The following is a 24,714-nucleotide window of genomic DNA, read 5'->3' as shown; positions in this document are numbered from 1 at the left end:
GAGCGCCGCCGCGGTGAACGCTGCGGCTTGCTGGCCGACGAGCCGGCGGGTCTCGCAGGAGGCTTGAATCGCGGACTGCTCGATCGCGGCGACTGCGGCTTCCAGGTCGTCGAGAGTGGGTGCGGTGATGCTGATGAGGCCGGAGACGCGGAGCACGCCGTGTCCGGCGGTGAGGTCGGCTTCCTGCTGGAGCACGTCGTGGTACTCGGCGGTCTGGGCGGCGTCCTCGATCTGCCCCATCCGTGCCCGCTGGGCCGCATCGGAGAGGTGTTCGACCTTCTTCTTGCGGATGTCGCGGGCGGCCTGGTCCGAACGCATCGGCGAGTAGAGCAGTGAGACGGAGCGTTGGATGCCGGTGGACAGCAGCACAGGGGCGAGGAAACCGGGATAGACCATCGACCGTGGCCATTCGGCGACCCACAGGACGGCGTGCCAGGCCGAGTCGGTGCGCAGGCTGCCCCAGGTCTCGGTGACCGCGACCGGGCCGGCGGTGGCGAAGTCTTGCCCGAGCTTCCCGTGCCGCTCCAGCGTGGCGGCGACGGCCGGGTCGTAGGCCGAGCGCAGTATCACCGCGACCTGGCCGGGGCCGAGCCACCCGACCGGGGTCAGGTCCGCCGACCGCAGCGCGGCGGTCAGGGTCGCCATCTCTTGGCGCAGGACCGCGGCGGCGCCGCGGATGCCGCCGCCGGCCGTCCTGATCTGCCGGGCCGCGGTCTTCATGTCCAGGGAGAGGCTGATCGTGGTGGCGTGCCGCTCGCCGGCGGGACCGGCCCGTTCGATCAGTTCGGCGTAGGTGGTCGCGGCCCAGGAGTCGTCGGCGGTGCCGTGCTCGGCCCACCATTCGGCCAGCCCGGTCCCGGAGTCCGGCAGCGTCCGCTCCAAGACCTGCAGGGTCGCGATCCGCCCGGACCGGCAGACCGTGGCGAGCACCCGCCCCCAGGAGGTGACCCGGCGTTCCTGCTCGCCGGGGTCGAGCAGCACGAACGCGGGATGGGTGACTTCGCAGACCACGGTGAGGGTGGACTGGCGGGGGTCGTGGATCATGCAGGCCCCGGTCTCGGGGTCCAGATGCTCGCGCAGCCGGGCGATGTCGCCGGGCAGGGCGAGGTTCCCGGCGGGGCGCGGGGTGACGATCCGCCGCCGGTACAGCAGTTGGCCGCCGGTGGAGCGCCACAGCCACCACCAGGCGACGGGGAGCCATTCGACCATCGGCCGCCCGGCGACGGGCACCCAGGTCAGCACCGCGGCGAGCACCCAGATCGGGGCGGTGTAGGCCAGCAGCATCCCGGCCCCGCCGTAGAACGCTGCCAGCACGGCCAGCCCGCCGATGCCGAGGGTGATGAGCTGTGAGACCGAGAGCCCCAGCAGCACACCCCGCCGCGTGAGGCGGGAGAACTTCACCGGCGTCAGCTCACTGCCCGGCGCCTTCTGATCTGTCGTGGCGGGCATGGCCGGTCACTCCTTCCCGGTCTGCGGCGGTGCCGGCTGGGACGGTGCCGGGGTGCGTGGCTGAGGCGCAGACGGCGGGGGCGGTGTCTTCGACGGCGCGGTCCCGCCGCTACCGGCCTGGCCTTCGGCTCCGCTCGCGGCGGTCTCGGCCTGCCCGGCGACTGCCTTGCCAGCTTTCGGGTCGGCTTCGGCCGCGCCCTTGGCGACCTGCGCTCCGACGACCACCGCCGCTGCCGGACCCGCCGCCGCAGCACCGGCCCCCGCTCCGGCCGCCGCACCGGACCCTGCACTGGTGCCGGCGCCTGCGGTGCCAGCGGCGCCGGTGCCGCTGGCGGCGGCCGGTGCTGAGGTGCGCGGCGGCGGGGTACCGCAAGGCCCGCCGCCGGACCCCTTTCCGCCTCCTGTGTCGCCGCCCTGGGGGTCATCGAGAACCTTCTTCGGCTCGCCGCCGCCGGGGGTCTTGGAGGGCAGCGGGAGGGGACGGTTGAGGGCGTTCTTGGCTTCCTGCTCGGTGCCCATCTGTTGGTAGAGGTCGAAGCCGATGAATGACACGAACCGGTAGACCATGTACGGGGCGAAGGCCGCGATTCCCATCAGCACGATCCCGGTGATCGGCTCGGTGACCGCGGTGATGTCCGCCTCGATGGGGGTGGCGATCTGGGTGATCGCCAGCAGGAAGATCACCACGAGCACGAGCTTGGACACGATCAGCGCGATCACGAACGCGGCCCACTTGCCGATCCACCCCTTGGTGGCATCCCACGAGGCGCCGGCGAACGCGATCGGAGCGAGCACGACCCCGACCAGCAGCAACGCTTTGCGGATCAGCAGCGAGAACCAGACGATGAAGACCGCGGCGATCATCAGCCCGGCCAGGAAGATCGTGACGATCGCGCCGACACCGGGAGCGGCGATGTTGATGCCGGTCAGTCCGGCGGCGAGCAGGATGATCTTGTCGCCCATCGTCTCGGTGGTCTCCCCGGACGCCTGGACGACGCCGATGCAGAGCTGGTCCACGATCTCCAGCGCGAGCGCGGTCAGCGTGACCACAACGAACGCGCCGAGCACCGATTTCGCCGCGCCGAGCGCGGCCCGGGACAGGGCGGTCGGATCACGCTTGATGAGCCCGGTGATGAGTTGCAGGCAGAAGAAGATCAGCACCAGGAACACGCCGATGCCGAAGATCAGGTTGTAGACGCTGGTGAACCCATCGGTCTGGACGTCGACCAGCGTGGTCGTGTCGAACACCGCCCACATCGCCTCGATCAGCCAGCCGGCCGCGCCACCCATCGCCTGGGCGAGCCAGTCGAACGGGGCCGCCACGACCGTCGCGGCAGCCTCCCCGGCCACATCGCACACCGACGAGATGACCGGCACATCGCAGACACCCATCGTGATCTCCTGTCGTGTCCGGGCCGGCCTCAGACGGCCTGTCCGACGTCCCAGAAGAAGTTCACGAGCGTCACCGCCGCGCCGCAGATCACCGCGGCACCGCAGGAGATCAGCACGCCGAGCTTCCCCCGCCCGGACAGGTGCGGGTTGGAGCTGTTGGCGCCGTAGGCCCACACGATCGCGGACACGATCAGCGCCAAGACGGACAGGATGAGGCCGACCGTCATCACCGCGCCGACGATGGCGCGGAGCTGTTCGATGCCGGGCAGACCCGAGCTGTTGGGGTCGATGTCGATCATGGCGGTTACTCCCTCGCTGAGCGGATGGCTGGTTCAGCAGCGAGGTGAGCCAGTCACACCCTGAGCGCGTGCTGCAGGCGCGGGTCAGAGCTGTCGGCCAAGGACGATCAGCCAGTTCACCCACGCCACCCCGGCACCGGCGAGCACGGCGGCACCGACCCCGACGAGCACCCCGACCCGGCCCTTGGAAGCCAGCGACTGGTTGCCGTGCGAAGCGCCCAGCGCCCAGCAGATCGCCGAGACAACGATCATCAGCACCGCGACGACGAGCACGATCGTCAGCAGCGCACCGATCACCTGTTCCAGGTCACCAATCCCGGCCAGGCCGTCGAAGTCGGGGAACACGTCCATCACGCACCGGCCTTGACGGTGACGTGGAGGTGGTCGAAGTGTCCGCCGGTGACGTCACCGGGATCGTGGCTTCCGCCGCCGTCATAGTCGCGCCAGCCTTCCCCATCGCGGGCGATCGACCAGATGCGGCCCTGCCAGATCAGGTACTCCACGCCCAGGGTCTCGGCGTGGTCCTTCATCCAGTTCGTCACCCGCCATCCGTCCTCGAGTTGCGCGGGCGTGGGATAGGTCCCGATCCGGTTGCCGAAGGTGATGTCGCAGGCGCGTCCCAGCGGGTGCTCGGAGGTGGTGCCGGGCCGGGGCGAGTAGCAGGCCCAGCCGGTGTCAGGGAACCCGGCACGGGCTTTGGCCACGAGGTGCGCCATCCGGCCGGTGATCTGCCCGTCGCTGGTGGGATCGCCCACGAGCCGGTCGGGGTCGCCGTCGACCGGGGCGGGCTCGCCCGCGGTGCCTCTGGGGGTGTCACAGCTGGTCGGGGCTCCGACGGCGGCTTCGGGCAGGTCGGCGGCGTTGTGCGCGTTGAGCCACGCGGCGGCGTCGACGGCCTCGGCGTGGGTGCCGCCGGGGCGGACCTCGAAGTGCAGATGCGGCCCGGTGGAGTTGCCGGAGCTGCCGACATCGCCGATGTGCTGCCCGGCGACCACCCGGTCACCGGCTGAGACGTGGAGGCCGGACTGCCACATGTGGGCGTAGGCGGTCGCCACCGTCTGGCCGCCGATCTGATGCTCGATGACGATCAGCCCGCCGTAGCCGCCGGAGAACTCCGCGACAGTCACGGTGCCGTCCGCGGCGGCAAGGATCGGGGTGCCGTCGGGGGCGGCGAGGTCGGTGCCGGTGTGGAACGACGACTCTCCGGTAATCGGGTGGACTCGTGGCCCGAACTCGCTGGTGAGCACCCAAGTTCCCTCCGGCAGCGGGAACACCACCCGCGCGGTCGACTCGACCGGACCCGCCGCGACCGCGGACCCCACCGGACCGGCCGAGCCGGTTCCCTCACTGGCTCCGCCGGTGAGGGCATCGAGGATCGCTGCGGCGACTGGCTCGTAGTTGCGGTAGCGGTCCGGGTAGGCGCTGACTTCGACGGCTTGGGCGGCTTCGCCGGGGTCCATCTGCTGCCAGCCCGGGATGTCCAGCAGCCCCCGCGGGCTCGGGTAGTTCGGGCCGTCCGGGCCGCCAAAGAACGCCCGCGCCTGGTAGTTCGGGTCCATCAGCTCCGCGACGGTGCCCCACCCGGATTGCGGTCGCATCTGGAACAGGCCGAGCGAGTCATGATCCGAGCCGTTGCCGTCGTTGGGGTAGTTCCCGCTGTCGGGGTAGGCGCCGGTGTTCGCCAACTGCCGCAGCGTGCTCTCGGTCAGTGCGGCCATCAGCGCGATCGTGATGCCGGGCCGGCCGACGCCCTCGATCCCGCCGCCGATCGTGATGATCGTGGCCGCGTGCGTGAGTTGCTGCCGGTTCAGGGTGAACGTCTCACCGTTCGCGGTCGTGACCGTCAGCGACTCCAGGACAGCCCCGACGGTGACGGACCCGCCGGGGGTTACGCAGTTCGCGGCGGCGGGATTCATCAGCACGCCGATACCGACCAGCCGCAGCATGGGACCGAGCAGCAGCAGCGCGAGGACAGCGGCGGCGAGCTTCTTCAACACGGCAGGACCCGGCGGCTATCGGAGAGGGTTGTCGAGCTGGGACAGGCGCAGCACATGACACAAGCCGGTGCGGAACTGCGGCGCCGGCGGTGGGCAGGCCAGGAACACCGTGAACGACACCGACTGCTCAGCCGTGACCGGCTCGCCGTTCCAGACGCCCGCGCGGTGGCGGGTGCCCTCGATCGTGACCGCGGTGGCACCAGGCGGGAGCTGCCCGGGCTGGGCCTGCTCGACCGCCTGATCCCATGCCTCTGGTACGAACGAGCGGTCGATGACCAGGCGCTGGGTGGTGGCGTACTGGCGCAGCTCGATCCACGCCTCCCGCGAGGGCAGGTAGGCGGCGATGTCCGAGGCGAGCCCGGCCTGCTCGGCGCCGGAGGGGTCGCCGACCTCCAAGATTCCTGCGGAGTAGTCCAGCGGCACCAGCCCCGAGCCGGTGTCCCACCCGAACAGCGCCTCCGCGACGTTGCGGGCGAACTGATCCGGGTCGTGCGAGGGCAATACTCGCGGCGGCCCCGGCGCCGCCGGGCCGGGCTCGTCGGGCACGGTGACGGTCGGCGCCGGTGCGGGTGGGTCGTCACTGGGTGGCCGTGGGCCGGTGATGAGCCCGTAGACGCCGACCCCGACGAGGAGCAGCAGCACGAGCCCGGCGGCGATCACGGCGATCAGCCGGCCACGGGACCAGGACGCGAGGTTCGTATTCATGCCCGCCAGGTGCGCCCACCCACGACACACCGGGACCCAGGGTAGATCAGAGGGCGCGTAGCAGCGGCTGGTCGGGCTCGGTCGCGGTGCGGGCGGTGCGGAGCCGGTCAGCGAAGGCCATCGTGCCTTCGACGGTGGCGAAGAACGCCTCGATCTGCTCGTCGGTCAGGTCGGTCGCCAGCTCGTCCACGTCGTAGTGCGTCCACCACGCGTCCAGCTCGCCCCAGGTCAGCACGAACGCGCGCACCGAGAACCGCGCCGGCCCCTCGTCCCCGTCAGCGGGTCGAGCCCCGGATACGGCCCGTTTCGGAGCCTTTCCGCGCCGGGTGGTGTGGGCGCGGGCGAGTGCTTCGTCGGCTAGCTCGTGCAGCCGCCGGTCGCGTTCGGCGCCGGTGTCGGCGTGTGCGTCCCGGAGGCGCTGGAAGATCGGGTTGACCGGCGCGCCGGCCTCGATCCGCGTCAGCCCGTCACGGGCCTGGCCGCGCAGCGCCTCAGAGACGGCGGGGTCGTCGGTCAGGCGTTGCAGGAACCCGATCTGCTCCAGCCGCGTGTAGGACGACGAGCCGGTCACCATCCGTGCTGCCTGCGCGCGGGCATCGCCGAGCGGGCCGGGTGCTGGTGGTCCCGCCGAATCGGCGGGACCATGCTTGCCGGGCTCGTGGCCGTCCTGGAACTGGGTGGCTGCCTTCCTGCGGGCGGCGTCCTCGGCGATGAGTTCCTTGATCTCCCGGTACAGCCCGGCGGCCTCGATCGGGGTGAGGGACTTGTGGAGCTGGTTGTCGTCCTGTTCGGCGAGCAGATGCCCGAGACGGTCCGAGATGCCCGAGCGCACCCACACGCTGACGCGGCGGTGGCCGAGCTGCTTGATCGCCGCGAGCCGCCGCGCCCCGCACACCAGCATCCCGTCCGGGGTGATCGTCGGCGGCTGCAACAGGCCGTCCCGCTCGATCGATGCCGCCAGAGCGTCGAGGTCGCCCAGATCGGTGCGGTGCCGGCGACCGACGGTGATTGAGTCCACCGTCCGCTCCAGCTCTATCCGCCCGTCCGGGGTACTCATCGGGCACCCCGCGACGTGTCGGTGCCGCGCGTCTTCGTGCCGGGTGCCGCCAGCGACAGGGTGAGCACGAGGTCGTCGTCGCGCAGCAGCACCGGGAGCGTCTCGCCGATGAGCAGCCGCAGCAAGATGCCGCGTCCGGCGCCGGTCGCCGCGAGCTCCGCCGCGGGGCTGCCCAGCAGCGCGCGCAGCAGCACCGCCCAGGTCCGGCCCGGCATGTCGAGCAACGCGCGGGCGTGCTTGTCGCGCCGCAGCGTCTCGTAGGCGGTGTGCCGGTTCCCGACCCGGGTCAGCGCTCCGCAGACATGCTCCACCGCCGCCCGCGCGGTCCCCGCCGGCCACCCCAGCAGCACCAGCAGGGTGATCGCGTCCTCGACCGCCGCGGTTGCCGAGGTCGGTTCCGACCCGTCCCGCCCCGCGTCGTCGCGGTGTTCCTCTCCGTGCCCGGTGGTGTCGTGCGGGTCGGTGATCTGGAAGGCGGGGTGGTAGTCGTCCAGCGGGTTCTCCCGGTCGGAGAGCCGTTCGGGGTCGTGGAACACCGAGTAGCGGGGCCGGCGCGCCTGGTGGGTCGAGCACAGCAGCCCTTGGCCGCGTTCCTCGGCGATGCAGGTGATCCGCACCGCGTGCGTGACGACCGCCCACGGGTCCTCAGCGGTGCGGGCGGCTTTGGTGCGCATCACGTCGAACGCCGCCGATGCGGCCTCCCACGGGTCGAGCCGGTGCTTGTGCGCCAGGGCCGCGTACTTCTCGGCCGCGAACGCCATCAGTTCGCCCGCCACCGGGTCCTGCTCCCACGCGCCACGCCCGGTCGCGTGGAGCCGGTTCAGCAGGGCGCGCAGTCCTTCGCTGCTGCGGTAATCCTCACCGGGCGTTCTGGTGTTCGTCGTGCCGGTCGTGCTGGTGTCGTCGGTCATGGTCGGGGCACCTCCTGGCGGCGAGGTGCGCCCGCAGGCTCCTGCGGGTCTCACCTCTGCCAGCCCGGCGTCCACGACTCACCCCACCTGCTACCGCATCCCGATTCCGGACCGGGACTGGCCCCGATCGGTGCCGCCGCGACGCCCGAACGCCGACAGCGGCGGCAGGCTTCGGGCGCGCTCGCCCACCCACCGCGCGCCGTTCTCGATCGGGGTACGCAGTCGGCGGCTCCCCGCGGCGGTCACGTCGATGCCGCGTCGGGACAACGCCCCGCCGCCGTGGGCGAACAGGTCCGTCGGGCGCACCCAACCCACGCCCCGGCCCCGCACCTGCGCCAGCTTCTCCTTCGCCGCCCTGCGGGACGCAGCCTCCTTGATCGCATCCGGCGTGCCCGCCGCCCCCGCATCCTCGGCAGGGTTCGGCGTCGTCCGTGCCTGCGGAACCTGGTCCGGCTCGCGATGCCTGCGGTACTGCTCCGACAGGTTCGTCTGGTCCTGGTCGCTCATGGCGTGGCTCCTTCCCTCACGGGCTCAGACCCGGACGGGTCGGCCTCATCGGTGTGGTGAGCACGCAGCCGCTCGGCATCGTCGGGTCGGGGTAGCCAGCGGCCGACCGTCGAGGGATGCACCCCCAGGTGCCGGGCGATGGCCTTGTTCGACCACTCCTGCTCGCGCAGCTCCGCCGCCCGCGCCCGACGATCCGGCCCACCGTCCTCATCCGCATCGGCCGGGCCGGACCCGGCAGGCGACGGCACGGCAGGTTCGGTCTCGATCTGCGCCGCCACGACCCCGGCAGGCTCAACCCCACCCGCGGTCTCTGACGCATCGTCAGGACGCGCGGCGGATCGGGTCAACACGACGGTCAGATGGGTGATCGCCAGCAGCACCACCGGCGGCACCGCGGCGACCGAGGCCGCGAGCGCGCCGGGCACGTCGGCGTCCGCGGCGACGACCGCGTGCAGAGAGTTCGCCGTCACCGACACCGCCGCGCCGCCGATCAGCAACGTCCACGGATACCAGGCTGCCTTCTCACCGGCCAGCGCGACCACCGCGACCGTGGACACCACGATCACGCCATCGACGATCAGCGGCCACGCCCACGCCTGCCCCGCCCCGATCCCGGAACGCCGGGCGAGGTCCGCCAGCGACGTGAAGCTGAGCCAGAACGCGCCGGCGGCGATGAACACCGTCCCGGCAACCGAGGTGACCACCGCCCAGCGCCGCCCCCGCACCCTGTTCATCCCAGACCCCTGGCCGCGCCCGCCCGCGGCCCTGGGGTACGCCGAGCGAACCCGCCCGCCGGCTGGCTCACGGAAGAGGCGGAGCGTTCCCGGCGGGCGGCTCCAGCGCCGACGCTGCGATAGGCGCTGTAGACGGTGCGGGCGATCTCCCGCTCCCCGAAGTCAGGCTGCTCGGCACGCACCAGCGCGTCCAGGGCATCGGCGACGGGCACGTTGCCCTCGGCCAGACGGCACGCGGCCCAGAACAGCTTGTAGTTGCGGTCGCCCTTGACCTGCCGGGACAGCCACGCCGCCAGCCGGTCCGCGTCCTCCCGCCCCGACGCCTGCCCGCCTACTCGCGCCGGGCGGCATGGCGGTGGCGGATCGAGGAAGTCCCGCAGCCGCACCGCATCCACCGGCTCCACCGCACCGGCGGCGACCTGCTCGACCCGGTACGAGACCGAGACACCATCCAGTCGCAGCGTCGAGGGCGGGGCGATGACGTAGCCGCCGTCCCCGCGGCAATCCACGCCGGCCTTGCCGACCGCCCACGACCGCTGCACCCGCCCCGGGACAGCCGGGAAGTAGGCATGCTGACCCCCGGTGGGCGTGGTCACCGTCGCCAACGGCGCCGGGATCAGACCCGCCCGAGCCGCCCGCGCATACGCCGCGTACCCATCGACACCGTGCACGTCCACATCGATCACAACCAGACCTGAGACGGCGCCGGTCGGGATGCCGATGTTCGCCTCCGGCTGCCACCGCCACCACCCCTGCACGCACCGCGCGTCGGTCGTCGCGCGCCGGAAACCGGACGAGACGAGGGGCGTCTTCTCACCCGGCACGCACGGGAACACCGGCACCCCGGCCCGTGCCAGCTCGCGCGCCGCGACCGACAACGGCAGACCGTCGAGCCGGTCGAACACGGCGGCGAGGGTTCCGGGGGCGACCATCACAGCACCGGCCCCGGCGCCGCCTGCACCCTCCGCGGCTCACGCTCGGGCAGCGGCTCCACCCGCGGCGCCCGCTCCGGTGCCCGTTCTGGTCCAGAGTGTGCGGGTCCGGAGCGTTCGGGGGTGTCGATGCGCAGCGAGGTCGGGTTGCCGTTGCCGAGCTGGATCGTGTCGAGCTGGCCCAGAACCTCGGTCGCGGTGCGCCGGACCTTCTCGCCGGTGTCGCGGATGACCCGCACCGGGTCCTTGCCGTCCACGTTCGCCGCCCACCCCGCCACATAGGGGACCGTGTAGTCGCTGGTGTCCATGCCATGCGCGGCAGCGATCATCAACGCCACCGACTCGGCCTCGACCTCACCGGTCCCGCGATGCTGGCGGGCCTCCTGCTGGTTCGGCCCGTGCATCCGGACGTGACCCAGCTCGTGCGCGAGGGTCTTCACCTGCGCGGCCGGGTCCATGTCCGTGCGCACGAGCACTTGCCGGGTCTCGTAGTCGGTCATGCCGTTCGCGCCGCGGATCGCGTCGGCGTCTGGCATCCGCAGCACCTCATACCCCAGCGACTCGACCTGCGCGGCCAGCCCCTCCCACAGACCGGCGGGTGCCTCGCCTTCCAGCAGCTTCGGGCTTGGCAGCTCCGGCAGTTCGGCACCGTGAGTCCGGGACACATCCCACACATGAGCGGGAACGACGCTGACGAACCGGCGCTGCACCACCTCGCCCGGGCGCGGTTTGTCGCCTTTGGTCAGGCGTCGCCACGAGGCGGGGTCCTTCGGCGTTGCTGTCGCGAACCTCACCCGGACCGGCGCGCGAATCTCATAGCCGCCGCCGGCCTCGGCCCAGCGGCCCATCTTCTTCCAGTCCTGGAACCCGGCCACCCACGTCGGCGTCGGGGCCGGCACCCGGCCCTGCTCGTAGGCGTCCAGGTGCTGCGCCCAGATCAGCAGCGTGTTGTTGAACGACCTCGACCGGAACCGTGCGGCGAACTCCATCGCCCGACGCCAGTCCTCACCCGACACCAGTTCCTCGACCGAGCGCACGATGCGTTCTTCGAGCGCGTCGAGCTTCGCTTCCCGTGTCTCGTTCCTCATCGCCATCGCGGGACCTCCCTCCGCCGGGGCCGCCCCGGGAGGGAGCAGCCGTGCGACCACGAGGTACGCCGGGCGGATCAGGAAGACGAGACGGACGACGGAAACGAGACTGGCGACCGTCAGGCTCCGCGACGAACCCGACTGGTCTCTACCGGACTACCGGAGCGAGGGTGTCCTCGGTTGTCGCACGAGCTGATCCTGCGGTTATCGTCGGGGCAGATGCGCGCTTCCGCCGGTTGAGTACGGAACCTTCTCCGTGGCTCAAAGCCCGATAACCGGCGGGAGTCAGCCCGACGCTACGGCGGAACTGGCGCGTAGCGAAATCTGAATCGCTCCAACCCACCTCGCGAGCAATCAGAGCGATCGGCGCATCGGATTCGCGCAGGAGCGCGGCCATCCGCTCGGTGCGAAGCATCGTGAGATAGGCGATAGGAGACTTCCCGAACGCCTCCACGAACAAGCGGCCGAGCTGCGACTTTGAGAGATGTACCTCGTCAGCGAGCTCAGTCGTAGACCATCGCCGCTGGGGTTCAGCACGCAGGAGATCAGCTGCCCTGCAAACTTCCGCTCGCAATGGTGCGAATCGGCGGTGTCGTGGCGCGGACGGCCACGTTGTAGTGCGCTGCGTCGGCGACACTCGCACCTGCGAAGTCTTGACGAAGGGCGCGATCACATCGACCAGGCTGAACCAAAGAGCCTGCATCCGGTAGAAGTTCTTCGCGGGTCGTCCTTCGATGCTTAATGCCGCCAACTCATCGAGCCAGGGCATCAGCCCCTGGGTGCGATCCTCGCCGAGGCGGAGTACCTGCGCAGGTTCGGTGTACATCGTTGCTGCGAAGTCCTGGGCGTCGAGACGGTGGCACAGGCTGCCGACGTGCTGCCAGAACACCTGGTCGATCACATAGTCCGTGTCTGCGTAGATCGTCGTTACGGTGATGTGCCCCTCGGGCTCGCTGCCACATAGAGTGTTCGCGCCGAGCAAGATTACGTCGCCGGGCCCGACGGGCTGTTCACCAAACTCACTGAAGAGGATTGCCGAGCCATCGCGAACGACGATCACCTTCACGCAGTCGTACGCGACCGGCACGCGAGCACGGGAGATGGTTGCGGTACGAACTATGAGTGGTTCGTACCGCAACCCTCGCCTGCTTCGATCAAACGAGCTGTCCGAGGGCGCCATAGAGCACCTCGTCCATCGCATTTACGTGCTCGCGGATGCCTACGAACTGCCCATCGAGTCAGTGTTCGTGACTTCGACGTTGGGGAGGGCAATTCGCGCGGCAATGGCGCCTGCAATACAGAGACCAACAATTGCGAGTCCGCTGCTGAGTACGTAGGGCGATAGCCCGTGGGCGATCGACGTAAAACCCAAGCCGACGTAGACGGTGACCCCCGCGGACCCGCCGAGCTGGTCCGAGGCCCGCTGGACCCCGGACGCGACTCCCGCATCCTCTTCTGTGACCTCGGTCACCGCCGCATACTGCAGTCCAACGAGCCCGAATCCCATGCCTGCGGCGATAAACAGCATCGCTGGGGTCAGCAGCCATGCGGGGGCTTCCAACTGCGCAGCTACAGCGATCACGATCATGCCTACTCCTGCGGAACTTAGCCCGACAACGATGCAAGAACGCGCTCCCCAGCGCCCCAAGAGGCGGGGCACGATGGTCACGGCGGCGATGAGTGCCACGGCAAGGGGCAGGAGTAGCAGACCGGCTTCCAGTGGGGAAAGACCGATTTCATCCTGTAGGTAGAACGTGAACAGCAGGAACGATGTCGAAAGCGCCGCGCTCAGTAGTGCAGTCGCAAGATTTGCTCGCACCCGTGTTCGGTTGTGGAAGAAGGTCAGAGGAACCAGAGGATTCGCGGCTCGGCGTTCCACTGTGACGAACAGGCCTGCGGCGACACTCGCTCCTACCAGCGCGGCGATTGCTAGCCATGGCAGATTCCCGGTGTTCTCTCCGGCTTCGACCACCCCGAATGCGAACAGCAGGGGTGCGCTCGTCAGCAGAATCGATCCAAGGAAATCCAACGGGGCGCGCTCTTGTTTCTGGTCGCGTGGCAGGAGGACGACCGTGGCGAGCAGTACGAACAGAATGAATGGAACCGCGATGAGGAAGATCCATCGCCACCCCAGGTGTTCGGTGATGATTCCCGAGAGCACGAATCCCAGTACGAGACCGCAGCTCGCCACTGCCGCCCAGACGCTCAGCGCACGGCTGCGAGCCTTCCCTTCGGGGAACAAGAGCACGATCGTTGCCATCGCAGCAGGCAGGGCGAGTGCTTCACCTGCTCCCTGGAGCAACCTGGCGATGACGAGTAGCGCGAAGGAATCTGCGAGCCCTGCCATCAGCGAGGCTGCTCCGAAGATCGCGGTACCGGTGAGAAGGAGGCGGCGCCGGCCAAAGACGTCCCCCAGGCGGCCACCGAGCATGAGCAAGCCGCCGCCTGCGATGGTGTAGCCGACGACCACCCATGTCAGGCCGCGCGGGTTAACGCCCAGATCGTTGCCAATGGATGGCAGCGCTACGTTGACCACGGTGACATCGACGGCGATGAGGAATTGCAGGACAGACAGGCACACGAGGACTGCCCAGGAATGTGCGGCCGAAACTTGCTCTGGCCGCGACGATGAGGTGCTGAAAGACATTGAAACTCCGCTGCTCGAATGAAGAATCGGGCGACAACATGTGTCGCTCCGAACCGACGATCAAGCGACGGAACGTGGAAACTGAAAAGTGAGAAGACGTTCCGCCGCTAGCGGAGCGTCTCCGTCACAGCGGCAGCGGCCGCAGCAGAAGCACCTGACATGCCTCCCATCCTAACCGACAGCAACTACGGATGCTTCGGCCCTGCTGTCCTACGTCCCGCGTTGAGACGCCCCGTCGACGTCGCGCCGGGCTGCGCCGGCCCGCCGCCACCCTCTCGCAGGCCACCAGAGCCACCACACGTCTTTCAGACGAGGCGCGACGCCGCCCGAGGGCGGTGTGATGAAGGGGCGTTGCCCCGGTCGGTCGCCGCCTACCTGTCGCCAAACGAAGGGAGGCGACGGTGACGGTTTCGATGCGTGTGATGTCAGCCGGCGACGGCTACAAGTACCTCCTGAAATCCGTCGCCGCGGGCGATGGTGACCGTTCGCTCTCGACTCCGCTGACGCGCTACTACACGGAGGCGGGAACGCCGCCGGGGTTCTGGATGGGCTCAGGGCTGGGTCGTCTTGGGCACGGTGAGCTGGGAGTGGGTGCCGAGGTTTCGGAGGCACAGCTACAGCTCTTGATCGGGATGGGTCATGACCCGATCACGGGCGATCCACTCGGCCGCGCCTATCAGCAGTTCGCCTCGATCAGTGAGCGGGTCAAGCAGCGCGTGGACGCGCTCGATCCCGAGCTGGGACCGGCAGCTCGGGCGCAGGAAGTCACCGCGATCGAGGCCGAGGAAGCCGAACGCGGCACCAGAAGAGCCGTGGCGGGATTCGACTTCACCTTCTCTGTCCCCAAGTCGGTCTCCGCAATCTGGGCGGTAGCGGACGCCGGCACGCAAGCACTGATCGCCGAGGCGCATCACGCGGCGGTTGCAGAGCTGGTTGCGTTTCTCGAACGAGAGGTTGCAGCAACCCGCGTGGGCGCAACCGGCCCGGACGGAGCGGTTGCACACGTCGATGTCGCCGGGGTCGTCGCGGCGGCGTTCGATCACTACGACAGCCGCTCCGGTGACCCGCAACTTCACACGCACGTCGTCATCAGCAACAAAGTGCTGACCGTCCAAGACGGCCGCTGGCGAACCCTCGCCGGCCGGCCGATGCACTCGGCGGTCGTGGCCGTCTCCGAGCTGTACAACGCGGCCCTGGCCGACCGGCTGACCCGCACCCTCGGTCTGGGGTGGGAGGCGCGAGAGCGGGGTCGGGACCGGAACCCGGCATGGGAAATCCAGGGCGTGCCCGACGAGCTGGTGGCCGAGTTCTCCACCCGGTCCCGGCACATCGAGGACGAGAAGGATCGTCTGATCGCGGAGTACGTCGCCAAGCACGGGAGGCAGCCGTCAGCGCGGACGGTGCTGAAACTGCGGGCGCAGGCGACGCTCGCGACGAGGCCGGAGAAGCAGGTCAGGTCGCTGGCTGACCTCACCGCGGACTGGCGGCAGCGCGCCGGTCGCATCCTCGGTCGAGACGCGAACGGCTGGGCGCGAGTCCTCACCCACGGTGTGACTCTCCGCCGGGTGCTGTGTGCCGACGATGTGCCGTTGGACGTGGTGGGCGAGGTCGGGCAGGTCGTGATGGAGACGGTCGGTGAGAAGCGTTCGACGTGGACTCGGTGGAACCTGCACGCCGAAGCGTCCCGGCAGTTGATGGGCTGGCGGTTCGCCAGCATCGAAGACCGCGAAGCGATCACCGGTCTCGTCGTGGACGCGGCCGAACGTGTCTCGTTGCGGCTGACTCCGCCGGAGTTGGCGACCAGCCCGCTTGAGTTCCGTCGCCCGGATGGGACGACCCGGTTCCGTCCCCGGCACTCGACGCTGTTCTCATCCGAGGCGCTGCTGGCCGCCGAAGACCACCTCCTTACCCGCGCCGAGGCAATGACCGGCCCCGCGGTGCCGTTGGAGACGGTGGAGCGGATCGCCCGCAAGCCCGACGCACGCGGCCGAGCGCTCGGCGAGGATCAGGCGGCAGCGTTGGCCGCGATCGCTGTCTCCGGCCGGGTCGTGGACGTGCTGGTCGGCCCAGCTGGTGCAGGTAAGACCACCGCCATGAACGCGCTGCGCCGCGCCTGGGAGAAAGAGCACGGCACTGGGTCCGTGGTCGGGTTGGCGCCCTCGGCGGTCGCCGCCCAGGTCCTCGCCGATGATCTGGGGATCGCAACGGAGAACACGGCGAAGTGGTGGCAGAACCACCTCATGCACGGCACAACCTTCGAGGCAGGTCAGCTCGTCATCATCGACGAAGCCTCTCTCGCCGGTACCGCCTCCCTGGACCGGATCACGCGCGAGGTCGAGAAGGCCGGCGCCAAGGCCCTATTGGTCGGAGACTGGGGCCAGCTCCAATCGGTCGACGCCGGCGGAGCGTTCGGCCTGCTCGTCCACTCCCGTGACGACGCGCCCGAGCTACACGACCTGCACCGCTTCACCCACGCCTGGGAGAAGACCACCTCCTTGCAGCTCCGCCACGGCCGCACCGAAGCGATCGACACCTTCATCGAACACGGCCGAATCACCGGCGGCGAGGCCGAAGCGATGATCGACGCCGCCTACACTGCCTGGCAGCGCGACCTCGCCGCCGGCCTCGCGTCGATCCTCGTCGCCGAGACCCACGAGACCGTCATCATCCTCAACGCCCGGGCGCGGGCCGACCGGATCATCGGCGGTGCGGTGAACTCGGCCTGCGAAGTCGCCTTGCATGATGGCACCGCCGCGTCCGAGGGCGATCTGGTCATCACCCGCCACAATGACCGTCGCCTCCGCAACGACAGAACATGGGTCCGCAACGGCTCCCGCTGGATCGTCACCGCCGTCCGGGAGGACGGGTCGGTCAGCATCCGCCCGGTCGCTCGCCGGTTCGGCGGCGGGATCGTCCTGCCCGCCGACTATGTGGCCGAGCATCTGGACCTGGGGTACGCGATCACCGCGCACCGTGCTCAGGGTGTGACTACCGAGACCTCGCATGTCGTCGTCACGCCGACGACCACGCGGGAGAACTTCTACGTCTCGATGACTCGCGGTGCAGAAGGCAACTATGCCTATGTCGCCGTCGACCGGGAGGATCACGAGCACACCGAGCCGCATCCTGGCGATAACCCCAGTGTCACCGCTCGCAGCGTCCTGTATGGCGTGCTCCAACACGTCGGGGCGGAGCTGTCGGCGCACGAGACGATCACCGCTGAGCAAGAGCACTGGGGCTCGATCACGCAGCTTGCGGCCGAGTACGAGACGATCGCCCAGGCCGCGCAGCACGACCGTTGGGCCACCTTGCTTGCGGCGTCCGGGCTGACGCCCGAGCAGGTCGGCGACGTGCTCGAGTCCGACGCCTACGGTGCGCTGTCGGCCGAGCTGCGGCACGCCGAAGCCAACCACCACGACCTCGACGCGCTGCTCCCGCGACTTGTCGCCGCCCGCAGTCTGGACGACGCCGACGACATCGCATCGGTCATTCACGCCCGCATTGCACGCGCCACCGTGAGGCCAGCCGGGTCGGGCCGCACCCGCAAACCACCACGGCTGGTCGCCGGCCTGATTCCCGACGCCACTGGTCCGATGGCAGGCGAGATGCGCCAAGCCCTGAACGAGCGCCGCGACCTCATCGAGCAACGCGCCGACGCCGCGCTCCACAGCGCCCTCGCCGACAAGGAGCCCTGGACCGCGAAGCTCGGCACCGAACCGAAAGAGAAGAAGCAGCACGAGGCGTGGAGGCGTGCAGCCCGCACGATCGCCGCCTACCGCGACCGGTACCAGGTCACCGACAACCGAACCCCGTTCGGCCCGGCGCCTGAGAGCACCAGCCAGAAGATCGACGCCGCACGAGCACGCGCCGCGCTCAACCGCGCACGGTCCATCGCGAGCGACGACCCGACGATGGAGCGGATGCGGCCGACCGCCGTGACCCGATCTGCCCCAGGTCTTTGAGCCCGAGCCGACGCACGGGGCAGGGACCCGAAGGATCGTCGGTCAGAGCGACCGTCCAGGCGCACCCGGCTCCGGGCGGCGGTGACCGAACTCCTGTCTCAACTCGGGCCGCGTCAGCGCGCGCTTGGGTGCGTCGTCGGCGTCGAGCAGGGCGATCACGTCGCTGGGCTGAGTGACGAGGGCCGCGAAGCGCTGCTTGATGAGTTCGTTCGGCCCGGAGCTGGCGGCGCTGGTCACCGGGCCAGGCACCGCTCCGACACCTCGACCCAACTCGCGTGCGGTGAGCACGGTGGTCATCGACCCGGACCGCACGCCCGCCTCGGGGACCACGGTCGCACCCGACAAAGCCGCCATCAGCCGGTTCCGCGCAATGAACCTGTGCCTGGTCGGCGCAGCTCCCGGCGGCAGCTCACTGACCAGCAGACCGACATCCCCGATCTGACGCAGCAGATCGCTGTGCCCAGCCGGGTAGGGACGGTCCAGACTACCCGCGAGCACCGCGATCGTCTGACCGCCGGCCGCAAGGACGGCGTGGTGCGCGGTGCCCTCGATCCCGTAGGCGCCACCGCCGACGACGATGCGTTCCTCGTCGGCCACGCCCGTCGCCAGGTCGCCGGTGACGTGCTCCCCATACGACGTGGAAGCGCGGGAGCCGGTGATCGTGACTCGATCGCTCAGCGCCATCGACAAGAACGAGGTTGCCCCGCGCGTCCACAACAGGTACGGAGCACGGTCGCCCAGATCGTCAAGACCGGCGGGCCAGTCCTTGTCCGCCGGGATCAACGTCCCGAACTCTCCTCCTTGTGTCCCGGCCACTCGGCCGCGCAGATCGGGCGTGATCCGAGCAGCGAGCCGTTCCCGCCACATCAGCGCATCCGCGCGGGCAAGGCCCGGCACCGGGTCGTCGGACTCGATCAGCCGCAGCGTCTCGATCCCGCCGACCTGGGCGAGGATACGGCCAGTGGCCGCTTCGTTCGGCTCGGCGACCAGCGACAGCGCGACCCGCGCCATCCGCTCACCCTGCATCTGCTCCGCCAGCGTAGCCATGATCGGTGTCCTCTCACTCCGAAGGTCACCGACGAGGTACACGCCCGCCTACCGTCGAGGGGGTTCCCTCTGTCAGAGCACGGTCGTAGACTGGATGACGAGGCAGGTTTCTAGCTACGCGGGTCCTACGGGACGGCCCCTTCGAGGGCACTCGGTTCATAGCCGCCTCCACGACGGAACACCGTCGCGCTATGACCAGGAAAGAGAGACCCGCGATGCTCCGCACATCGGTCGCACTCAGCGCACGAGGCTACGGCGTACTCCGCTACGCACCCACCAACCTGCTGCTCAACGCCATCCGCACCAGACGTGGCCTCAAGTGGGGCATCCCCGCGATGCTCCTGGCCGTGCCCTACCTCTACGCCGCCGCGATCTGCACCACGATCATCAACGACGGCGGCCCCGACTGGCTCCACCTACTGGTCCTGCTGTTCATCTGGAACGCCTTCAAGTACCTCTGGATCGGCCCCGTCAGCCTCGTTCAGCTCCTCTTGTCGCCCCGTTTGGGTAGAGATGCTGGGCCGCTGACAGGCAGCAGCCGAACGTCGATGCTGCCGGCGAGCGTACCGACGTCACGGATGAACGCTTGCTAGGCAGACGTCGTGTCTCCCCGCGGGAGTGAGCGCTTCCTGGGATACTGGCGAGTGATATGAATCTCTGAAGTCAGGCGAGTTCGCGTAGCCGAGCCATCGCCAGAGAGCGAGGCAGGCGATGGCGGTGACACCTCCACAGATCCGGCTCTGGGATGACAACCCCAGCACGTTGGACCTCCTGGGGTTCGATGCCGTGGTCGAGCCGATCGTCGCCGCGGTCCGCGAGCGAAACATCCATCCGTTGACTCTGTCGGTGCAGAGTCCCTGGGGTGGTGGGAAGTCCACGATCCTGAAGCTCATCGAGGCCGAGTTCAAGGAAGACGACACATGCTTCGTTGTCTCAACCAACCCGTGGGCATACGACGACCAAGGAGACGTCAAGGGAACGCTGATCTCGGAGATTCTGCACGGCATAGAGAGTCAGGTCCCCGATCAGGGGACCAAAGAGAAGGTCGCAGCAAAGGCCAAGGAGCTGCTGGGACGTATCAGTTGGAGCCGTGCCGCTGTCGCCATCGCCAAGGGAGCGCTGACCTTTCAGGTCGACCCGAAGCAGATCGCGGACATTTTCCAGCCGAAGGACCCGGGTGGACCGGACTCGATGGCGAGCTTCAACGACGCCTACAAGGAGCTGCTCGCGCTGATCCCGAAGGTCGAGCGCGTGGTCGTCTTGGTCGACGACCTGGACCGGTGTCTGCCCGACGCTGTGACTGCGACGCTGGAGGCGATCAAGCTCTTCCTGTCCACCGAGAAGATGGTCTTCGTCCTCGCTGCCGATCAGGACATGGTCCGCGACGCCATCTCAGTCAGTCTCGATGGCGCTCGCCGCGGCGACATTTTCGCCAAGCGATACCTGGAGAAGATCGTTCAGCTCCCGATCGCGCTACCTCGCCTGTCCGCCGCCGACGCCGAGGCCTACATCGGTCTCCTCATAGCCGGTCGTTCCATGGAGGAGACAGATCTGCACGCTCTCGCGGCTCATGTTCGCTCCCGACGCAATGCCCACCAGACACCACTGCTCCACGAGTTCAACGACCTCGACGTCAAGCCAGCCGAGGACGACCTCGCGCTTGCGATTCAGCTTGCCGAAGGGCTGAGCGCAGATCGGCGCTCCAACCCACGCCAGATCAAGCGCTTCCTCAACGCGTTTGGTGTCCGGGAGTCCATCGCCCGCGCTCGTGGCGTCACTATCCCGCCGGCCGTGATGATCAAGATGCTGCTGTTGGAGGAACTTCACCGTACGTCCTTCAACACGCTGGCTGGAGCGCCTGTTCAGGAGCGCAAGTCCATCTTGGAGAGGTGGGAGGCATGGGCGAACCCGTCCGGGGAGGAGGGCGAGGACGCGACTCTTCCAGAGGGAATCGACGAAGGGACGAAGGAATGGGCCGCTGCGCCTCCGTCGCTCCGTGACGAAAACCTTGACCCGTACCTCACCCTCGCAGCGAGCCTGATCAACGTCAGCATGGGCGCCCAGGTATCCGATGAGGTGCTGGCTCTCATCAATGATCTGTTGGGCGAGAGTGAAGCCGCGCGGAACGTGGCAGCCGACGCCTTGAGCGAGCGTGGAGAGGACGAGCAGTTGGCAGCTCTCGACGTTCTCTTCGCCACGACTAAGCGTCTGGATGACGGCGAATCGGTGGTTCGCGCCGCGGTGCTCTGGGTCGGGAAGACACCTGCGCTTGAACAGGCGGTGGCAGCCGGAGTCGAAGCCCACTGCTGGGGATCACGACTGACCCCAGGAGCCGTCGTGGAACTCGCGACTAGCGGACGGCCTACTCTCACCCAGCTTGTGCGGCGTGCCGCTCAGGACGCCACCCTGCACCCGTCGACGCAGGCCGCCGCGCGCGAAGAGCTGGAGCAAGTCAATGGGAACTAGTGGCGCGTACGGTGGCAGCAACTCTGCCGAATGGAACGACTTCCGAGACGCATGGTCCGACCTCGGCTCAGGGAACACAGGGACCGGTACGGACACAGGACAACCAGACCCTTCACAGTCCTCCGACCGACTCTTTGAACCGACGCAGCCAACGTCCGACCTCGACCGAGTCGGGCAAGCACTCATCGATGCTCTTTGGCGTGACGATCCGGCCACCAGAGGCAACGTTGTGCCGCCCATTCCTCGTCCGCGTGTTCCGGGCCGTCGTGGCGCGGGTGCAGGAGGAGCCGGCGGAGCAGGCGCCGGAGGAGGCTCGGCAGGTGCCGGACGGTCTGGGAGCCGCTCCACTCGGCAGGTCATCGGGGGAGCTTCACGCGGTGGTGCGACGATCGGTGCGGCATACGCATTGCGGGATCGCGACGCCCAGCGGCTGGCCGATTACGGCCTGTCACTCGCGGAGTTTGACTCCCTGAGCCCGCGTGCTCGGATCAGCAGGCTCGTCACCCTCATGATCGGAGATGACGGACACCCCGATGACCGAGCCATCCGCCAGGCGGCAACGGAACAGGTCAAGAAGATCGTTAGGACCGAAGGCGAGCCTCCGACGGCTACCGAGGCGATCAAGGGTTTCGTTAGCGCGTACATCTTCCAGCTGGGACTCGTTGAACTCCAAGACCAGATCACCAACGGGACGCTCGACGGTAACGAGGCAGTCGTGCGCGAGCGCATGCTGCGCGGCTGGATCGACGCCAAGGTCCGCGCCCTCGACATCGATGTGAACCCCGCGCTCTCAGCGAACGCCCTCCATCAGGCAGCTGCTGATCTCGCCCAACGAGCCGTGCGCGTTCTGAGGGCGAGGTAGACCACATGCCACTCACACACTTCTACGTCTCCGGCGAGGCCTCCACCACCCAGCCCCCGGAAGATCATCACCATCTACGGTGGCCCACCGCCCCCGGTAAGACAGACACGGTCAAGAGCGCCATCGGCTGGTGGCTGCCCTCTCTGGGATCACTCCCAACGCAAGCGATCGATCTGGTCCGTATCGCCGGCGGTGCCTACCTCGTCGACCGGCTCTCCGGCAGGCCCAGCGCCTTCACCCGGCGACTTCATCTCGCTGTGGAGGTGGCCCATCCCGAGCCGTGGGAGGGCGATGCAATCAACCAGCTCGCTCAGCTACTTTTCTGGCTCACCGGCGACACCTGGGAACTCCAGCTCGTCCAGGACCCCACCACCCCGAATGAACCGGTAGCAAACGCCTCCGAAACGGCGGAGTCTGTCGCGCTCCTCAGCGGAGGCCTCGACTCCTACCTCGGAGCGTTGCACCTGCTCTCCACGCTGAGGGAGCCTCCGCTCTTCGTGGGCCACTACGACACCGCCACCGCTATCCGCCGGGCCCAGAACACCGTCCACAGCTGGCTACAGGAGACCCACACTCCACCGCCCTCCTACACGCAGATCGAGTTCACGCAAGTCGCAGCCAAGAAGGAAAGCTCCAGCCGCAGCCGCTCCTTGCTCTTCGTCGCGCTCGGGGCCGCCGTTGCTGCAAGCCGTGGCGCCTCGAAACTCTTCGTGCCGGAGAACGGATTCACCAGCCTCAACCTCCCACTGCACCCCAATCGCGCCGGTGCGCTCTCGACTCGTTCCACTCATCCCGAGACTTTCTATCGCATCAATACGCTCCTCCAAAGCCTCGATTTGTCGCTCGCCGTGACCAATCCGTTCGCCGCCTACACCAAGGGGGAGGAGATGCGGCTCGTTGCCGACAGTCGCCCAGCGAGCGGCTGGGATCGTATCGCTGGATTCACAGTCTCCTGCAGCAAACTCGACGGCGCGCGAATTAAGGGCGGAGACTCCACCCTCAACTGCGGCCTCTGCTACGCATGCGTCACCCGTCGAGGCGCATTTATCGCGGCTGGCATCAAAGACTCGACCATTTACCTGTCCAACGAACTCACTGGAGATGCGCGGCTCGAACTCCTTGAAAGGCGCTACAGCGACCGTGCCGCCATCTCATATGCGACAACCCGTGGTGTCGACGACGACGCGATCGACGCGGGCACCTGGCCCCCCGATGCCGACCTGGACGAAATCAGCGAACTCGCCCGCCGAGGTCTTGCCGAACTCGGACGAGTGGACCTGACGTGATCAGCTCTGCTCTCCCCGCCTTAGACGCCCACGCCCACATCGCGCCGGACGTCACGCCGGCACAGATTGCGGCGCTCGGACAGTCCGTGGTGTTCGCGATGACCCGGAGCCTGCACGAAGCCCGCCAAGTCAAGAACAGGCGGGACTCAACGCTTGTCTGGGGTATCGGCGTCCATCCCGGCGTAGCGGCAGCGCGCGAAGCATGGGACCCCACGCAGTTCGCCCATCTCCTTGCTTCTTTCGCGCTGGTCGGGGAAATCGGTCTCGACCGCCGTGGCGGCGACATGGCGGGGCAGCGCACGATATTCAATGAGGTGCTGAGCATCGTTCGCAGTGAACCGGTGCTCGTCTCTGTCCATAGCAGCGGCGCTGCGACCGAAGTTGTAGAGCACCTTCATCACGCCAACGTGCGCGGAGCGATCCTGCATTGGTTCAACGGGGATGCCGCGGATATCAGACGCGCGATCGAGGCCGATGCCTACTTCTCGATCAACGCGGCGATGACCGAAGACCAGATCCGGCTGCTGCCGCCCGAGCGGATCCTGTGCGAGACGGACTTTCCGGCCCGAAAGGTCCGCGCTCGCCGCCCCGCCGACATACAAAGCACAGAAACGCTGTTGGGTCAGATCTGGAACAAAACGCCCGACGAAGTTCGCGCACGAACCTGGTGGAACCTTCGGACCTTGAGCGAACAATCCGGAGCCATCGAACGCCTGCCTGACGTAGTCGCTGACACTCTCATGTACCTATAGCGCCAGGGGCTGTTGCGCGTGAACGGCGGACAGTCAGCGTGACCTCCGTCTCGTGAAACTTGGCTGAGCCCACGTCAACTATGTATTGCGCCTAGCAAAGTGCCGCCCGGCTAAGGCCGCACACGACCGGGGATCGCCTTGCCCGGACGCGAGGCCCGAGCAGAAACGCACCAGGCGCATCGGGTCAGCGCGAGTCGCAAGTTCGCTGTGACCGCGGCCGCGACCTGTCAGGTCCGGCCTGGAGCGGGATCCAGACCGCCCGCGCGAATGATCAATCGTCGCGGGCGGGTATGCGCTGCCAGCCAGGCGCGACGGTCCGCAGGTCCTGCCCGGGGGTCCAGGCTCGGACCTGGGAACGAACGAGCGCTCCCGGATGGGAGATGCCCCAACCCATCTGTCGGTAGACGTCCTTTCCTGTGTTCTCGACCCAGATCAGCGACTTCCGCTCGGCGGTGAGCCAGTCCTGCAGGAAATCGGCATCGATCAGGAGCTCGTTCTGGCCGACGTTGACAGAGTGCCGTAGAACGGCGATGAGCCGACCGCGCGTGTCGGTCCATCCGTTGCGGCCGTTCCAGTGGAGAGCGCCCGGTGCGGGGCCGAAGAACTCAGGAGCGGGGGCGT

General features: G+C 68.5%; 22 protein-coding genes. 6 read left to right on the top strand and 16 right to left on the bottom strand.

Annotated elements, in window-relative coordinates:
• The 14 genes from V2S04_RS14780 to V2S04_RS14715 form a co-directional block, all read right to left on the bottom strand.
• The coding region (locus tag V2S04_RS14780) for an SCO6880 family protein (RefSeq protein WP_413639109.1) at positions 1-1,449 on the bottom strand (1,449 nt) is incomplete at its 3' end.
• Between the two features lie 6 nt (positions 1,450-1,455).
• Entirely contained in the window at positions 1,456-2,841 is a 1,386-nt protein-coding gene (locus tag V2S04_RS14775; RefSeq protein ID WP_413639108.1) for a conjugal transfer protein TrbL, read from the bottom strand.
• Between the two features lie 29 nt (positions 2,842-2,870).
• On the bottom strand, positions 2,871-3,140 hold the full coding sequence (locus tag V2S04_RS14770) for a DUF6112 family protein (RefSeq protein WP_007926521.1): 270 nt from the start codon (positions 3,138-3,140) through the stop codon (positions 2,871-2,873).
• An 84-nt stretch (positions 3,141-3,224) separates the two neighbouring features.
• Complete coding sequence (locus V2S04_RS14765; RefSeq protein WP_413639114.1) at positions 3,225-3,491, bottom strand: DUF6112 family protein; 267 nt, start codon at positions 3,489-3,491, stop codon at positions 3,225-3,227.
• The gene (locus tag V2S04_RS14760) at positions 3,491-5,137 is read right to left on the bottom strand and encodes a M23 family metallopeptidase (RefSeq protein ID WP_413639107.1); all 1,647 of its coding nucleotides are present in this window, start codon (positions 5,135-5,137) and stop codon (positions 3,491-3,493) included. The genes V2S04_RS14765 and V2S04_RS14760 overlap by 1 nt, the downstream gene beginning before the upstream one ends.
• Before the next feature lie 15 nt (positions 5,138-5,152).
• Positions 5,153-5,842, bottom strand: coding sequence for a hypothetical protein (locus V2S04_RS14755; RefSeq protein ID WP_413639106.1), 690 nt, complete (start codon positions 5,840-5,842; stop codon positions 5,153-5,155).
• Positions 5,843-5,888: 46 nt separating this feature from the next.
• Entirely contained in the window at positions 5,889-6,899 is a 1,011-nt protein-coding gene (locus V2S04_RS14750; protein ID WP_413639105.1) for a ParB N-terminal domain-containing protein, read from the bottom strand.
• A complete protein-coding gene (locus tag V2S04_RS14745) occupies positions 6,896-7,810 on the bottom strand; it encodes a hypothetical protein (protein ID WP_413639104.1) in 915 nt (304 codons plus the stop codon). Before V2S04_RS14745 ends, V2S04_RS14750 begins: the two co-directional genes overlap by 4 nt.
• Before the next feature lie 90 nt (positions 7,811-7,900).
• Entirely contained in the window at positions 7,901-8,317 is a 417-nt protein-coding gene (locus V2S04_RS14740; RefSeq protein ID WP_413639103.1) for a hypothetical protein, read from the bottom strand.
• A complete protein-coding gene (locus tag V2S04_RS14735; RefSeq protein ID WP_413639102.1) occupies positions 8,314-9,051 on the bottom strand; it encodes a DUF2637 domain-containing protein in 738 nt (245 codons plus the stop codon). The genes V2S04_RS14740 and V2S04_RS14735 overlap by 4 nt, the downstream gene beginning before the upstream one ends.
• Positions 9,048-9,983 (bottom strand): bifunctional DNA primase/polymerase, encoded by a 936-nt coding sequence (locus V2S04_RS14730; protein WP_413639101.1) that lies wholly within the window; start codon positions 9,981-9,983, stop codon positions 9,048-9,050. The genes V2S04_RS14735 and V2S04_RS14730 overlap by 4 nt, the downstream gene beginning before the upstream one ends.
• Positions 9,983-11,077: an ImmA/IrrE family metallo-endopeptidase gene (locus tag V2S04_RS14725; protein WP_413639100.1), complete on the bottom strand. Its 1,095-nt coding sequence runs from the start codon at positions 11,075-11,077 to the stop codon at positions 9,983-9,985. Before V2S04_RS14725 ends, V2S04_RS14730 begins: the two co-directional genes overlap by 1 nt.
• Positions 11,078-11,219: 142 nt before the next feature.
• A complete protein-coding gene (locus V2S04_RS14720; RefSeq protein ID WP_413639099.1) occupies positions 11,220-12,251 on the bottom strand; it encodes a helix-turn-helix domain-containing protein in 1,032 nt (343 codons plus the stop codon).
• 39 nt (positions 12,252-12,290) lie between these two features.
• The gene (locus tag V2S04_RS14715; protein ID WP_413639098.1) at positions 12,291-13,718 is read right to left on the bottom strand and encodes an MFS transporter; all 1,428 of its coding nucleotides are present in this window, start codon (positions 13,716-13,718) and stop codon (positions 12,291-12,293) included.
• A gap of 413 nt (positions 13,719-14,131) precedes the next feature.
• Between V2S04_RS14715 and mobF the strand changes: the two genes are divergently transcribed.
• Complete coding sequence (gene mobF, locus V2S04_RS14710; RefSeq protein ID WP_413639112.1) at positions 14,132-17,680, top strand: MobF family relaxase; 3,549 nt, start codon at positions 14,132-14,134, stop codon at positions 17,678-17,680.
• A gap of 42 nt (positions 17,681-17,722) precedes the next feature.
• Here mobF and V2S04_RS14705 read toward each other — a convergent pair whose 3' ends face one another.
• Complete coding sequence (locus V2S04_RS14705; protein ID WP_413639097.1) at positions 17,723-18,727, bottom strand: DNA-processing protein DprA; 1,005 nt, start codon at positions 18,725-18,727, stop codon at positions 17,723-17,725.
• 215 nt (positions 18,728-18,942) lie between these two features.
• Here V2S04_RS14705 and V2S04_RS14700 point away from each other — a divergent pair, with 215 nt between their 5' ends.
• The 5 genes from V2S04_RS14700 (at position 18,943) to V2S04_RS14680 (ending at position 24,093) form a co-directional block, all read left to right on the top strand.
• Positions 18,943-19,320, top strand: coding sequence for a sulfate permease (locus V2S04_RS14700; protein WP_413639111.1), 378 nt, complete (start codon positions 18,943-18,945; stop codon positions 19,318-19,320).
• Positions 19,321-19,438: 118 nt separating this feature from the next.
• Complete coding sequence (locus tag V2S04_RS14695; protein WP_413639096.1) at positions 19,439-21,193, top strand: P-loop NTPase fold protein; 1,755 nt, start codon at positions 19,439-19,441, stop codon at positions 21,191-21,193.
• Between the two features lie 406 nt (positions 21,194-21,599).
• Positions 21,600-22,055, top strand: a complete 456-nt coding sequence (locus tag V2S04_RS14690; RefSeq protein ID WP_413639095.1) for a hypothetical protein — start codon at positions 21,600-21,602, stop codon at positions 22,053-22,055.
• Between the two features lie 5 nt (positions 22,056-22,060).
• On the top strand, positions 22,061-23,341 hold the full coding sequence (locus V2S04_RS14685; protein ID WP_413639094.1) for a queuosine biosynthesis protein queC: 1,281 nt from the start codon (positions 22,061-22,063) through the stop codon (positions 23,339-23,341).
• Positions 23,338-24,093, top strand: a complete 756-nt coding sequence (locus tag V2S04_RS14680; RefSeq protein WP_413639093.1) for a TatD family hydrolase — start codon at positions 23,338-23,340, stop codon at positions 24,091-24,093. The genes V2S04_RS14685 and V2S04_RS14680 overlap by 4 nt, the downstream gene beginning before the upstream one ends.
• A gap of 271 nt (positions 24,094-24,364) precedes the next feature.
• On the opposite strand, the gene V2S04_RS14675 is transcribed toward V2S04_RS14680, so the two are convergent.
• The coding region (locus V2S04_RS14675) for a hypothetical protein (protein ID WP_413639092.1) at positions 24,365-24,714 on the bottom strand (350 nt) is incomplete at its 5' end.

The organism is Microbacterium sp. OR21, assembly GCF_047306785.1.
Taxonomy (GTDB): domain Bacteria; phylum Actinomycetota; class Actinomycetes; order Actinomycetales; family Microbacteriaceae; genus Microbacterium; species Microbacterium esteraromaticum_E.
The sequence above is the reverse complement of the archived record's forward strand: the minus strand, read 5'-3'. Positions and strand labels throughout refer to the sequence as shown.

Bases quoted from the DNA above. Each gene is read 5' to 3' on its own strand.
- V2S04_RS14775 (WP_413639108.1), bottom strand. From the start codon at position 2,841: ATGGGTGTCTGCGATGTGCCGGTCATCTCGTCGGTGTGCGATGTGGCC.
- V2S04_RS14735 (WP_413639102.1), bottom strand. From the start codon at position 9,051: ATGAACAGGGTGCGGGGGCGGCGCTGGGCGGTGGTCACCTCGGTTGCC.
- V2S04_RS14715 (WP_413639098.1), bottom strand. From the start codon at position 13,718: ATGTCTTTCAGCACCTCATCGTCGCGGCCAGAGCAAGTTTCGGCCGCA.
- V2S04_RS14695 (WP_413639096.1), top strand. From the start codon at position 19,439: ATGGCGGTGACACCTCCACAGATCCGGCTCTGGGATGACAACCCCAGC.
- V2S04_RS14705 (WP_413639097.1), bottom strand. From the start codon at position 18,727: ATGGCTACGCTGGCGGAGCAGATGCAGGGTGAGCGGATGGCGCGGGTC.
- V2S04_RS14685 (WP_413639094.1), top strand. From the start codon at position 22,061: ATGCCACTCACACACTTCTACGTCTCCGGCGAGGCCTCCACCACCCAG.
- V2S04_RS14725 (WP_413639100.1), bottom strand. From the start codon at position 11,077: ATGGCGATGAGGAACGAGACACGGGAAGCGAAGCTCGACGCGCTCGAA.
- V2S04_RS14770 (WP_007926521.1), bottom strand. From the start codon at position 3,140: ATGATCGACATCGACCCCAACAGCTCGGGTCTGCCCGGCATCGAACAG.
- V2S04_RS14755 (WP_413639106.1), bottom strand. From the start codon at position 5,842: ATGAATACGAACCTCGCGTCCTGGTCCCGTGGCCGGCTGATCGCCGTG.
- V2S04_RS14700 (WP_413639111.1), top strand. From the start codon at position 18,943: ATGCTCCGCACATCGGTCGCACTCAGCGCACGAGGCTACGGCGTACTC.
- V2S04_RS14765 (WP_413639114.1), bottom strand. From the start codon at position 3,491: ATGGACGTGTTCCCCGACTTCGACGGCCTGGCCGGGATTGGTGACCTG.
- V2S04_RS14720 (WP_413639099.1), bottom strand. From the start codon at position 12,251: ATGGCGCCCTCGGACAGCTCGTTTGATCGAAGCAGGCGAGGGTTGCGG.
- V2S04_RS14750 (WP_413639105.1), bottom strand. From the start codon at position 6,899: ATGAGTACCCCGGACGGGCGGATAGAGCTGGAGCGGACGGTGGACTCA.
- V2S04_RS14730 (WP_413639101.1), bottom strand. From the start codon at position 9,983: ATGGTCGCCCCCGGAACCCTCGCCGCCGTGTTCGACCGGCTCGACGGT.
- V2S04_RS14745 (WP_413639104.1), bottom strand. From the start codon at position 7,810: ATGACCGACGACACCAGCACGACCGGCACGACGAACACCAGAACGCCC.
- mobF (WP_413639112.1), top strand. From the start codon at position 14,132: ATGCGTGTGATGTCAGCCGGCGACGGCTACAAGTACCTCCTGAAATCC.
- V2S04_RS14740 (WP_413639103.1), bottom strand. From the start codon at position 8,317: ATGAGCGACCAGGACCAGACGAACCTGTCGGAGCAGTACCGCAGGCAT.